At 73.5% G+C, this 12,480-nt stretch carries 8 protein-coding genes; 4 read left to right on the plus strand and 4 right to left on the minus strand.

Annotated features, from left to right (window positions below; genetic code table 11):
- Positions 1-12 precede the first annotated feature (12 nt).
- Entirely contained in the window at positions 13-2,196 is a 2,184-nt protein-coding gene (locus ACIO3P_RS32415; RefSeq protein WP_401850061.1) for a SpoIIE family protein phosphatase, read from the minus strand.
- Positions 2,197-2,472: 276 nt separating this feature from the next.
- Between ACIO3P_RS32415 and ACIO3P_RS32420 the strand changes: the two genes are divergently transcribed.
- A complete protein-coding gene (locus ACIO3P_RS32420; RefSeq protein ID WP_401850063.1) occupies positions 2,473-4,926 on the plus strand; it encodes a SpoIIE family protein phosphatase in 2,454 nt (817 codons plus the stop codon).
- A gap of 47 nt (positions 4,927-4,973) precedes the next feature.
- Here the strand turns inward: ACIO3P_RS32420 and ACIO3P_RS32425 are convergent, their stop codons facing one another.
- Positions 4,974-6,782 (minus strand): bifunctional sugar phosphate isomerase/epimerase/4-hydroxyphenylpyruvate dioxygenase family protein, encoded by a 1,809-nt coding sequence (locus ACIO3P_RS32425; RefSeq protein WP_401850064.1) that lies wholly within the window; start codon positions 6,780-6,782, stop codon positions 4,974-4,976.
- 143 nt (positions 6,783-6,925) lie between these two features.
- Between ACIO3P_RS32425 and ACIO3P_RS32430 the strand changes: the two genes are divergently transcribed.
- The gene (locus ACIO3P_RS32430) at positions 6,926-7,753 is read left to right on the plus strand and encodes an IclR family transcriptional regulator (protein ID WP_401850065.1); all 828 of its coding nucleotides are present in this window, start codon (positions 6,926-6,928) and stop codon (positions 7,751-7,753) included.
- Positions 7,754-7,857: 104 nt separating this feature from the next.
- Here the strand turns inward: ACIO3P_RS32430 and ACIO3P_RS32435 are convergent, their stop codons facing one another.
- On the minus strand, positions 7,858-9,057 hold the full coding sequence (locus ACIO3P_RS32435) for a helix-turn-helix domain-containing protein (RefSeq protein ID WP_329826416.1): 1,200 nt from the start codon (positions 9,055-9,057) through the stop codon (positions 7,858-7,860).
- 197 nt (positions 9,058-9,254) lie between these two features.
- Between ACIO3P_RS32435 and ACIO3P_RS32440 the strand changes: the two genes are divergently transcribed.
- Complete coding sequence (locus tag ACIO3P_RS32440; protein ID WP_401850066.1) at positions 9,255-10,682, plus strand: gamma-aminobutyraldehyde dehydrogenase; 1,428 nt, start codon at positions 9,255-9,257, stop codon at positions 10,680-10,682.
- A 14-nt stretch (positions 10,683-10,696) separates the two neighbouring features.
- The gene (locus ACIO3P_RS32445) at positions 10,697-11,104 is read left to right on the plus strand and encodes a nuclear transport factor 2 family protein (protein WP_401850068.1); all 408 of its coding nucleotides are present in this window, start codon (positions 10,697-10,699) and stop codon (positions 11,102-11,104) included.
- An 84-nt stretch (positions 11,105-11,188) separates the two neighbouring features.
- Here ACIO3P_RS32445 and ACIO3P_RS32450 read toward each other — a convergent pair whose 3' ends face one another.
- Complete coding sequence (locus tag ACIO3P_RS32450) at positions 11,189-12,475, minus strand: M20 family metallo-hydrolase (protein ID WP_401850069.1); 1,287 nt, start codon at positions 12,473-12,475, stop codon at positions 11,189-11,191.
- Between the last annotated feature and the right edge of the window lie 5 nt (positions 12,476-12,480).

Consider the following 12,480-nt stretch of genomic DNA (forward strand, 5'->3'; position numbering starts at 1 on the left):
CTCCCGAGCGGGTCAGGGCGCCGGGGCGGAGAGCTCCGGGTCAGGGCTCGGGAGGGGCTGCTCCGCCCAGATCGCCTTGCCGCCGGGGAGCTGGCGGGTGCCCCAGCGCTGGGTGAGCCGGGCGACCAGCAGCAGCCCGCGCCCGCCCTCGTCGTAGACCCGGGCCCGGCGCAGATGCGGGGCGGAGGTGCTGGTGTCGCAGACCTCGCACAGGAGCGTACGGTCGCGGATCAGCCGGAGCTGTACGGGGCCGCCGCCGTGCAGGATCGCGTTGGTGAACAGCTCGCTGACGACCAGTTCGGTGGTGAAGGCCAGCTCTTCGAGTCCCCACGCGGCCAGTTGGCCGGAGACGCGCTCGCGCACCTCGGCGACGAGTTCGGGCTCCGCGGCCAGTTCCCAGGTGGCGACCTGGTCGACGTCGAGGGCGCGGGTACGGGCGAGCAGCAGGGCGACGTCGTCGGTACGGGACGGCGAGAGCAGCTTGTCGAGGACGGTGTCGCAGGTGGTCTCCAGCGAAGGGGACGGCGCGGCGAGGATCGCGCAGAGGCCGTCGACGCCGGAGCCGGGGTCCGTGCCCATCCCCCTGCCGGTGCCCGCGCCGTGCTCGTGGGACTCGATCAGTCCGTCGGTGTAGAGGGCGAGCGTGCTGCCCACGGGGACCTCGAACTCGGCGCTTTCGAAGGGCAGACCGCCCAGGCCCAGCGGCGGCCCCCCGGGCAGGTCGAGCAGGCGCGCCACGCCGTCGGGGGTGGCGAGCACGGGCGGCGGATGACCGGCCCTGGCCGCGCAGCAGCGGCGGGAGACGGGGTCGTAGACCACGTACAGACAGCTCGCTCCGGTGTACTCGTCGGTGCCGGGGGCGCCGTCCGGGCCCGTACTCCCGGAGTTCTCCGAGGCGAGCCGTACGACCACGTCGTCGAGGTGGGTGAGGAGTTCGTCCGGCGGCAGGTCGATGTCGGCGAGGGTGCGCACGGCCGTACGGAGGCGGCCCATGGTGGCGGACGCGTGGATGCCGTGCCCGACGACGTCCCCCACCACCAGCGCGACCCGGGAGCCGGCCAGCGGGATGACGTCGAACCAGTCGCCGCCCACCCCGTGCCGGGGGTCGGCCGGGCGGTAGCGCGTGGCGACCTCGGCGGCCGACTGCGCGGGCACTCCGCGCGGCAGCAGGCTGCGCTGGAGGGTGACGGCGGTGGCGCGCTCGCGGGTGTAGCGGCGGGCGTTGTCGATGCAGATCGCCGCCCGGGCCGCCAACTGCTCGGCGAGGGCGAGATCGTCCTCGGTGAAGGGCTCCGGGTACAGGCGCCGGGTGAAGAGCGCCGCGCCCAGGACGTTGCCCCGGGCGACCAGCGGCGCCGCCACCACCGACTCGGCCCCGAAGTCGGTGCTCTTCGCGCTGCGCCGGGGATCGCGCGCCATCCAGTCGGTGTACGCCCGGTCCCCGGGGCCGGTGAGCACGGCGCGCCCGGTGGCGAGGCAGCGGGCCGGGGGCGAGAACTCGGGGTAGCTGTCGAGGTCCCCGACGGCGACGGCGGCCTCGCGGGCGTCCGGGTGCTGGGCGGACTCGTGGGCGACACGGCGCAGCGGTACGTCGCCGGAGACCGGTCCCGGGGTCGGTTCGTCGCCGTGCAGTACGGAGTCCAGGAGGTCGACGCTGATGAAGTCGGCGAAGGCGGGGAGCGGTGTGCTCGCCAGTTCCTGGGCGGTGCGGGTGACGTCCAGGGTGGTGCCGATCCGCATGCTGGCCTCGTTGAGCAGGGCGAGGCTCGCGCGGGCCCTGCGCTGCGCGCTGTTCTCGAAGCCGGTCAGGGCGAGGGCGTACACCCGTCCCGCCGTGTCCCTGAGCGGGGAGAGGGAGAGGGCCCAGGAGCGGGCGTGCCGCTCGCCGGGGGCGCGGCGGGAGGTCTGGAGGGACTCGGCCTCGCCCGTGCGCAGCACCCTTCGCATGGCGGCTTCGATCCCGCCGGCCGGGGCAGCGGTGCCGCCCGCGTCGTCCGTACGGTCGACGTCGGCTCCGTCGTACAGCAGGAAGCCGGAGCGGTGGCCGCGCATCTCGTCCTCGGTGCGGCCGGTGATCCGGCCCATCCGTTCGTTCGCGTGGAGCAGCCGCAGGTCGGCGTCGTACACCGCCATGGGCAGGTCCGACTGGGTGAATGACAGCGCCTGCCAGAAAGCCGCTCCGCGCGTGTCATCCATCGTGTTTCGCTCCCCGCCGGGCTATGCCCTGGGCTTCCGGACAACCACCGGCGGCCCAGGGGTCAAGGCTACAACTCGGGATGAACCACCCCCTTCCCTCAGTTTTCCCCTTTCTCCTCCGTCCCACCCTCTCTCCGCCCTTCTCGGAGGGCGGTCTTAAAGGAGCAGCCCCGGTTGTTGGGGAGCCCCGTGTGCACCACGCTGGGGACGTGGTTCCGTACGGCGTGGCGCCGAGCCGCGTGTGGGGGCAGTGCGGCGAACGTGGGACGGTCGACGATGACGCGCCAAGGCAGTCCTCCCTCTGGCCCCGGCGACCGGCCCGGGGACCCCTTCGGCTGTCCCGCCGCGGCCACGGCCACGGTGGACGGGCGGGGCGTCCTCACCTCGTGGAGCGAGGGCGCCGAGCGGCTGCTGGGGTACGCGGAGTCGGAGGCCGTGGGGCGCGGGGCCACGATGCTGCTGGCGGACGGGGTGCCCGAGGGGGGTCTGCCCGCGGGGCTGCTGCCCGACGGCGGGGCGCCGCGCTGGAACGGTACGGTCACGCTGCGGCACCGGGACGGCCGTCCGCTGGACGTCCGGGTCCTGGCCCACCGGCAGGACGCGACGGACGGTTCCCCGGGCGGCTGGCTGCTGGTGTCCGCGCTGCGCGGTACGGAGGCGGTGGCCGAGGACGCCGAGCTGGGCCGCTGGGCGTTCGACCAGTGCCCGTGTGCCATCGCCGTGTACGACACCGGGCTGCGGCTGCGCCGGGTGAACACGGCGATGGGCGGGGTCATCGGACTCCCGGAGGACGAGATCCGCGGTCTGAGCCTCTCCGAGATCGGCGGCAAGCCGCAGAGCCGTGAGCTGGACGAGCAGATGCGCGCGGTGCTGGACAGCGGCACCGGGATCGACGCCCGCACCTACATGCGGACCGGGGGCGAGGCCGAGGAGCACGCCTGGTCCGCCCGGCTCGCCCCGCTGCGCGACGAGGAGGGCCGGGTGCGGGGTGTGTGCCTGGCCGCGCACGACGTCACCGAGGAGGTCCTGGCCCGGGAGCGGCTGCTGCTGCTCAACAGCGCGAGCCTGCGGATCGGCACCACCCTGGACGTGAACCGGACCGCGTGGGAGCTGGCCGACGTGTGCGTGCCGCAGCTCGCGGATTTCGTCAGCGTCGATCTGCTGGAGCATCTCAGCGCCGGGGCCGAGCCGCCGCCCGGCCCGGTCACCGGCCCCGTACCGCTGCGCAGGGTGGCGCACCGCTCCCGTTCGGAGGAGGGCGCTCCCGACGCCTGGGTGAAGGAGGGGGACGTACAGGTCTATCCGGACTTCACTCCCCTGGCGGCCAGTCTGGCGTCGGGCCGTCCCGTCCTGAACGTGATGACCGACCCGGCCATGCGCCGCTGGGCCGAGCTGATCCCCGAACGCGCCTCGTACGCCAGGAAGTACGGCTTCCACTGGGTGATGGCCGTACCGGTCCTGGCGCGCGGTACGACACTCGGGGTGGCGGTCTTCTCCCGGTTCCTGGGCGCCGTGCCGTTCGCCCCCGACGATGTGCTGCTGGCGGAGGAGATCACCGCGCGGGCGGCGGTGTGCATCGACAACGCGCGCCGCTTCACCCGGGAGCAGAACACCTCGCTCGCGCTCCAGCGCAGTCTGCTGCCGCACCACCTGCCCCGTGCGAACGCCGTGGAGATCGCCTCCCGCTATCTGCCGGCCACCCCGCACCCCGGGGTCGGCGGGGACTGGTTCGACGTGATCCCGCTCTCCGGCGCGCGGGTCGCGCTGGTGGTGGGCGACGTGGTGGGGCACGGCATCCAGGCGTCGGCCACGATGGGCCGGCTGCGTACGGCGGTGCGCACCCTCGCCGATGTCGATCTGCCGCCGGACGAACTCCTCACCCACCTCGACGATCTCGTGATCCGGCTCTCCGCGGAGGCGGGCGCCGAGCAGACCTCGGGCGAGGTGGGCGCCACCTGTCTGTACGCGGTGTACGACCCCATCTCGCGGCGCTGCACCCTGGCGGGGGCGGGCCATCCGCCGCCCGTCGTGGTCACCCCGGACGGCCGGACGCACCCCGTCGAGATGTCGGTCGGTCCGCCGCTCGGGGTCGGCGGACTGCCCTTCGAGTCGGTCGACTTCGAGCTGCCCGAGGGCACCGTGCTCGCGCTGTACACGGACGGTCTGGTGGACGGCAGGGGCCGTGACACCGACGAGGGCCGCCGGGTGCTCGGCGAGATCCTGGCGCGCCCCGCCGCGTCGCTGGACGCGGTCTGCGGGGCGGTCCTGAGCGCGCTGCTGCCGGACGGCGGTGCGCCGGACGACGTGGCGCTGCTGCTGGCCCGTACGAAGGTGCTGGACGCCGCGCACGTGGCCACCTGGGACGTGCCCGCCGACCCCGCCGAGGTGGCCAGGACCCGCGGCTATGTCACCGAGCAGCTCAGGGACTGGCGGCTGGAGGACGCGATCTTCGCGACCGAGCTCATCACCAGCGAACTGGTCACCAACGCCATCCGGCACGCCACGCCGCCGATCCAGCTCCGGCTGATCCACGACCTGTCGCTGATCTGCGAGGTCTCCGACTCCAGCACGACCGTGCCGCACCTGCGCCGGGCGCGCGCCTTCGACGAGGGCGGCCGGGGGCTGCTGCTGGTCGCCCAGCTCACGCAGCGCTGGGGCAGCCGGCACAACCCGACGGGCAAGACGATCTGGGCGGAGCAGCTCCTCCACGAGGAGAACGGCGAGACGTAGCACGGGCAGGGCAGCGTCGGGCGGGGCGGGCGGCGCCGCCGGTCCGCTCAGTGGCCCGCCGCGCCCTGGGCCGCGAGCCGGACGGGGGCGTTGGCCGCGCCGTACCCCTGGTAGCCGCCGGTGCGCTGGACCACCTCGAAGAAGATCCGGCCGGTCGACGCCGTGTAGAAGTGGCGGAACTCCCCGCCCCGTTCGTCGCGGTCGTAGAGGATGCCCAGTTCTCGGTAGGTGTCCAGCTCGCCGGGGGCGAACACGAAGCGGGCGTCGAGGTCGTCGTGGTAGTTGGCCGGGATGGCCAGCAGCGCCGCGCCCCTCTCCCGTACCAGCCGGGCCGTGGCGACGATGTCGTCCGTGGCGAAGGCGAGGTGCTGTGCGCGTCCCGCGTCCTCGGTCGGTACGGGGGCGAGGTTGAGGACGAGCCGCGCCTCCCCGAGCCGCGCCTCCCCGGTACCGCCGGTGAGCGCGCGGCTGCGGAACAGGCCGTACGGGTCGGCGATCTCGACGCTGTCGTGCGGGCTCAGGCCGAGCACGGTGCGGTGGAACAGGACCGCCTCGTCGTACTGGTGCCACGGCTGGGTGAGCGCCACGTGGTCGACGCGGCCGATCCCGGTCCCCCGCGCCGCGCCCCGGGCGGGCACCGCGGCGAAGTCGCCGGTCCAGTCGGGCAGTCCACCGCGGCCGGTGGCGCAGAAGAAGAGCGCGGTGCCGTCGGGGGCCGCGACCGCGTCCAGCGGTACGTCGCCGGCGGCGCGGCGGCGCGGCAGGACCGGAGCGAGCAGCGCCTCGGCCCGCCGGGCGGCGCCGCCGGGGTCGGGGGTCTCCAGGCCGATCGCGGCGAGCGCGGTGGAGGCGCGCCGGCCGCCCGCCGCGGTGTTCAGCAGGACCCGCGCCTCGCCCTGGGTCCACAGCTCCACCGGCTTGGTGGTGTGCTTCCCGGTACGGGCGAAGCCGAGGGCGCCCAGCAGTTCCCCGACGGGTCCGGGGTCGGGGGTGGCCAGTTCGGCGAAGGCGACCCCGGAGGGCACCACGGGTCCCGGCAGTCCGGCGATCCCGGCGGCGTCCTCCAGGGCGATCAGCGAGCGCAGCGCGTCCACGGCCGTGGATCCCGCCTCCGCCTGCCGGAAGACATCGTTGAAGACCTCCAGCGAGAGCGGCCCCTCGTATCCGGCGCGGACCGCCTGGCGGACCAGTCCGGCGACATCGAAACCGCCCTGCCCCGGGAAGCAGCGGTAGTGCCGGCTCCACTGGAGGACGTCCATCGCCATCAGCGGGGCGTCGGCGAGCTGGAGGAAGAAGATCTTCTCGCCGGGGATGTCCGCGATGCCCCGGAGGTCGGAGCCCCGGGACAGGATGTGGAAGCTGTCGAGGCAGATCCCGAGCGCCGGGTGCCCGGCCGCCGCCACGATCCGCCAGGCGTGGTCGTACGTGGAGACATGGCGCCCCCAGGCCAGCGCCTCGTAGGCGATCCGCACCCCGGCCTCCCGCGCCCGCTCGGCGAGGGCGTGGAGCTGGGCGGCGGCGAGCGCGTCGTCGTCCTCGGCGTGCGGGGAGACGCTGGAGCAGACCAGCAGCGTGTCGGTGCCGAGCCGGCGCATGACCTCGAACTTCCGCCCGGCGCGGCGCAGGTTGCGCGCGAACAGCTCCGCGGGGACGGCCTCGATGTCCCGCATCGGCTGGTACAGGTCGATGGTCAGGCCCAGGTCCGCGGCGCGGTCCCGTACCTCTTCCGGCGCGAGCGGGGAGGCGAGCAGGTCGTTCTCGAAGATCTCGACGCCGTCGAAGCCCGCGCGCGCGGCGGCGGCGAGCTTCTCGCCGAGCGAGCCGCTCAGCGAGACGGTGGCGATGGACTTGCGCACGACAACCTCCGATGGTCCACTCTGCGGATCAAACGGTCCGTCCTGCGGAGCGTACGGTGGACGGACGGGACCGGCAAGGGCCCCGCGCCCACGGGGATAAGGTGCGGGGGACGCGGTACGACGGGAGCGTGGAGGCGGTGGCGGTGGACGACGGAACCGACCGGTCCGACGGCGAACGGGACGCCGGCGGCGCGGGGGTGCGCAGTGTCCGGCGGGCCCTGGACATCCTCACCCTGCTGACGGAGGACCGGCCGGTCGTCTCGCTGCGGGAGATCACCGAGGCCACCGGGCTGCCGAAGACGACGGTGCTGCGCCTGGTCCACACACTGGAACAGAGCGGGCTGCTGTGGTCCGCCGCCGGCGGCTACACCGCGGGGCCCGGCCTGTGGCGGTGGGCGCATCTCGCGCGCGGGCAGTGGGAGGTCACCCGGGAGACCCGCGGGCTGATGCGGGAACTCGCCGACCGGAGCCGAGAGACGGTCAACCTCTTCGTCGCCCACGATCTGCACCGGGTGTGCGTCGCGCACGAGGAGAGCCCGCATCCGCTGCGCCATGTGATCGAGGTGGGCGACCAGCAGCCGCTGTGGGCCGGCGCCTCCTCGAAGATCCTGCTCGGTGACGCCTCGGACGCGCTGCTGCGGCGGGTCGCGCTCGCCTCACCGGACGGTGAGCCCGCCGTGGCGGAGCTGCGCACGACGGCGCGGGAGGCGCGGCGCCGCGGCTACGCGGTGAGCAGCGGCGAGTGGGACGACGGGCTGACCGCCGTCGCCGTACCGGTCACCGGCCGGTCGGGCGCCGTGATCGCCTCGCTCTCCCTGAGCGGTCCGAGCCACCGCTTCCCGTACGAGGCGATCGAGCGCTTCGCGGCCGATCTGGCCGAGGTGGCCGGGCTGATCTCGGAACAGGGCTTCAGCCATCCGCTGACCGGAGCGGCCGAATCCGTCCACCGGAACGCGGCGCGCCGCGCCTGACGCGCGCGGCGGCGGGACTGTCCACGCGGCGGGTCGCCACGGGGCAGGTCGCCACGGGGCAGGTCGCCGCAGAGCTGACCGCGCGGCCGGTTCCGCCCGCGCGGTCAGTTCTGCGGGGCCAGGACGCGCTGTTCCCCGGCCCGGAGCGCGAGCGCTATCAGCGCCGCGTCCTCGGGGCGGCGCACGTCGCGGCCGGTGAGTTCGTGGAACCGGTTGAAGCGCTGCTGCACCGTGTTGCGGTGGCAGTACAGCGCGGCGGCCGTGTCCACGATGGAGCCGCTGCCCGCCAGGTGGGTCCGTACCGTCTCCAGCAGGCGGTCCTTCTCGACGTCGGCCACACCGGTCGCGTTCAGTCCGCCCAGCACGTCGTCGGCGAGTTCACCGCTCAGTTCCCCCGACCGGTGGACCACGACGTCGAGCCAACTGTCCTCCAGCCTGCGCGGCCCCGACGCCCCGACCGGGAGGACCCTCGTCGTGGCGGTGGCGAGCTGGACCGCGCGCGGTACGGCGCCCAGCCCCTCCACCACGGGCGAGACCCCGCACGGGACGTCACCGAGCTGGGCGAGCACGCTCTGCGGGGTGACGCGGGGCCCCAACTGGACGGTGAGCACCTCGTCCGAGGCGACCGGCTGCTGCTGGAGGATCACCCCGGCGGCCCGTAGCGCCGCGGTGGCCCGCAGCAGCCGGGCACCGTCCCGCGCGGCGGCGGCGGCGCACAGGAAGCGGCCCGCGCCGTCGAAGCCGAGGGCCAGGGCGGCGTCGCGTACGACGGTGGGGTTGCGGCCCGCGTTGTCCAGCAGGCGGGCGAACCACATCCGCCGCTCGTCCTCCGCCCTGCGCCCCATCTCCAGGACCGTGCGCTGATAGGCGCGCATGATGCCGGTCACGTGCCCCTCGACGGCCTCCCAGACGTGGTACGCCGACACCGCGAGCTGGGCCATGTCCTCGGCCCGTGCCCGGTTGACCATGGCTCCCCAGACGACGCGGAAGTCCAGCCGGGCCGCGTCCAGCAGGGATTCCAGCGGCACCCCCTGGCGTGCCCGGCGCTCACCGACCCGTTCGGACACCGTGGCCACGTCCTCGGGGACGCGGAGCTGGGCGACGGTGCGCAGCAGCAGTTCGAAGGCGTGCCGGGCGGCGTCCCGGAACTCCTGGTCGGGGACGCGGTCGGCGTAGGCGGACCGTACCGGCCGCACGACGTCGATCCACTCCCCGGTGAGGAGCTCGATGTCGTCCAGGCAGTCTTTCGCGAGCTGGACGACCCGGGGCGTCGGATCCGGCAGCGCATGGAGGTGGTCGTGCATATGCACAATTCTGGCGCCTTCATTGGCGATGTTTCAACGTTGGCCGTCATCCGCCGGGCCGGGATGCTGAGGAATCCGGGAGAACAGCGCCGGGCGCCCCGCCCCCCAAGGGGTTACGGCTGTGCATCTGACTCCTCGCGAGCAGGACGGGTCACCACGGCCGGGCCCGGCCGTCCACGCACGCAAGGAGCTACGGAATGTCCGACCTGTCCCTGCACAACATCGTCGACGGCGAACCGGCCGAGGTCGCGGCCCGGATGGAGCTGACCGACCCCGCCACCGGCAAGGTCTACGGCACCGCTCCCCGGTCGTCGGCGTCGGACGTCGACACCGCCGTCGCCGCCGCCCGCCGTGCCTTCACCGGCTGGCGGCGCAGTACGCCCGCCCGGCGTCAGGCGGCCCTGCTGCGCCTGGCCGATCTCGTCGCGGAGAACGCCGACCGGCTGCTGGACGCGGAGGTACGGAGCACCGGGAAGCCGCGGGAGACCACGCGGGTCGTGGAGGTCGACCGGTGCGTGGACCAGTTGCGGTTCTTCGCCGGTGCCGCGCGGGTGCTGGAGGGGCTGGCGGGCGGCGAGTACGCGGAGGGGCACACCTCGTACGTCCGGCGGGAGCCCGTCGGTGTCATCGGCCAGGTGACCCCGTGGAACTATCCGCTGATGATGGCGGTGTGGAAGCTCGGTCCCGCCCTCGCCGCGGGGAACACCGTCGTGCTCAAGCCCTCGGACACCACGCCGTGGTCCACCGTGCTCCTCGGCGAGCTGGCCGCCCGGGTCTTCCCGCCCGGCGTGGTCAACATCGTCTGCGGTGACCGCGACACCGGCCGCGCCCTGGTCTCCCACCCCGATGTGGACATGGTCGCGATCACCGGCAGCACCCGGGCCGGGTCCCAGGTGATGAGCGCCGCCGCTGCCGATCTGAAGAACGTCCATCTGGAACTCGGCGGCAAGGCGCCCGCGGTCGTCTTCGCCGATGCCGACCCGGTGCGGACCGCCCGCGCCCTGGCCGACGCGGCGTTCTTCAACGCGGGCCAGGACTGTACGGCCGTCACCCGCGTGCTGGTGCAGCGGGAGGCCCATGACGCGCTGCTCGCCGCGCTCGTCGGGGCGGCGCGTGACACCCGTACGGGCGATGCGTCCGAGGACGCCTTCTACGGGCCGCTCAACAGCGCGGCCCAGGCCGAACGGGTCTCGGCGGTCGTCGCCGGCCTGCCGGCGCACGCCGTGGTGGAGACCGGCGGCGCACGTCTGGACCGTACCGGCTACTTCTTCGCGCCCACGGTCGTCTCCGGCGTACGGCAGGACGACGACGTGGTCCAGCACGAGACCTTCGGCCCGGTCGTCACCGTCCAGCCCTTCGACACGGAGGAGGAGGCGCTGGAGCTGGCGAACGGCGTCGACTTCGGGCTGGCCTCCAGTGTGTGGACCGCCGATCTGGGGCGCGCGACGCGGATCAGCGCGGAGCTGGACTTCGGCTGCGTCTGGCTCAACTGCCACCAGGTGATCCTGGCCGAGCTGCCGCACGGCGGCTACAAGCAGTCGGGCACCGGGCGGGACCTCAGCCGGTACGGATTCGACGACTACACGCGGGTCAAGCACGTGATGGTCTCCCACACCGCCCCCTGACGAAGGGAATCTCCATGACCGTGGCAGAGCACACCACCGGCCGCTTCCCCGCCGAAGCCGCCGTCGCCCGTTACTTCGCCGCCATCGCCGGCCGGGACGCGCTCGCGTGGGCGGAGAACTTCGCGGCGCACGGCCGCAGCGAGGACCCCGTCGGCGGGGAACCGGTCGTCGGCCGGGAGGCCCTCCGCGCCTTCCAGCAGGGAATCTTCGACGCGTTCCCCGTCATGTCACTGCGACCGGTCACCCACTACTACGGCGGCCACCAGGCGGCCGTCACCTGGACCTGCCATGTCGAGGCGGACGGCCGCGGCGCCGACTTCGACGGCGTCAACACCTACGAGGTGGGGGCCGACGGACTCATCATCCGGCAGAAGGCGTTCTGGGACATGGCGGGCGTCCAGCAACAACTGTCACAGGCGTAGCCGCGCACAGTCGCGGGGCCACCGGACCAACGGGCTCCGCCCACCCCGTCCGGGGTGGGCGGAGCCCGTCGTGTTCTCCGCCCGTCACCCGGTGATTTCGCCGGCCGCGAGGCCCCGTACGACCTCGGTCAGCAGCCGGAGCCCGGCGACCATGTCCTCGTCGGTGGTGAACTCGAACTCGTTGTGCGAGATGCCCTCCGAGGACGGCACGAAGAGCATCACGGTCGGTACGAGGTCCTTCATGTTGATGGAGTCGTGTCCCGCGACCGTCATGATGTCGGTGTGCGACAGGCCGAGCCGCTCGGCGCCGCGCCGCGCCAGCTCGACACCCTCCCGCTGGTAGGGCGTGACACCCCAACTGTGCGAGTGGTGGCGCTCGACGGTCACCCGGGCGGTCGCCTCGATCTCCTCGATCCTGGTGTGGAGGAGTTCGTCGGCCAGCCGGAGCACCGACTCGTCGGCGGAGCGGAGGTCGAGCAGCAGGGAGACCCGGGAGGCGACGACCACCGGCGAGTTGGGGTAGACGTCGAGCTGTCCCACCGAGGTGTGCAGGACGCCAGGGAAGCGGTCGGCGATCTCACGCGCCGCGACGACGAGCAGGGACGCGCCGAGCAGCGCGTCACGGCGGTCCTCCATCAGGGTCGCCCCGGAGTGCGCCTGGTCCCCGTTGACGACGAACTCGTACTTGTTCGCCGCCCAACTCGACGTCACCAGCCCGATGGTCGTCCCGGAGTTCTCCAGGTTCCTGCCCTGCTCGATATGGATCTCCGCGCAGAACGCCGCCGTCGGGCCGTCGCCGTCGCCCAGGAATCCGGTCGGCTCCAGGGCTTCCCTGACCGACACACCGTCGCGGTCACAGGTCGCGAGGGCCTTGTCCAGCGGCAGTTTCCCGGTGAAGACGGAGCTGCCCATCATGGACGGTACGAAGCGCGAGCCCTCCTCGTTGAACCAGTTGACGACGGCGATGTTGAACCGGGGCACCTCGCCGGACCGCTCCCACTCCCCGGCCAGCCGGAACGCGGCGTGCGCCGCGGCGAGCACACCGTACGCGCCGTCGAACCGGCCCGCGGTCGGCTGCGAGTCCATGTGCGAACCGACGACGACGAACGGCGCTCCGGGCACGCGCTCCAGCAGGCCGAACTGGTTGCCGATCCGGTCGTACTCGACCCGGAGGCCGTGGGCCTCCAGTCGCTCGGCGAACCACTGCCGCTGGCTCACATCGGCCGCGCTCGCCGCCTGCCGGTCGACACCGCCCGAGGCGGTGGCCCCGAAGGCGCTCATCGTGGCGAAGTCCTCCAGGAACGCCTCGTCGGCGGGGCTGAGCGCGGGCTGCGGGGGCAGGGCCTGGGCGGATGCGGTCGTTGACTTCACTGTGT

It is taken from the genome of Streptomyces sp. NPDC087310 (genome assembly GCF_044744405.1).
Taxonomy (GTDB): Bacteria; Actinomycetota; Actinomycetes; order Streptomycetales; family Streptomycetaceae; genus Streptomyces.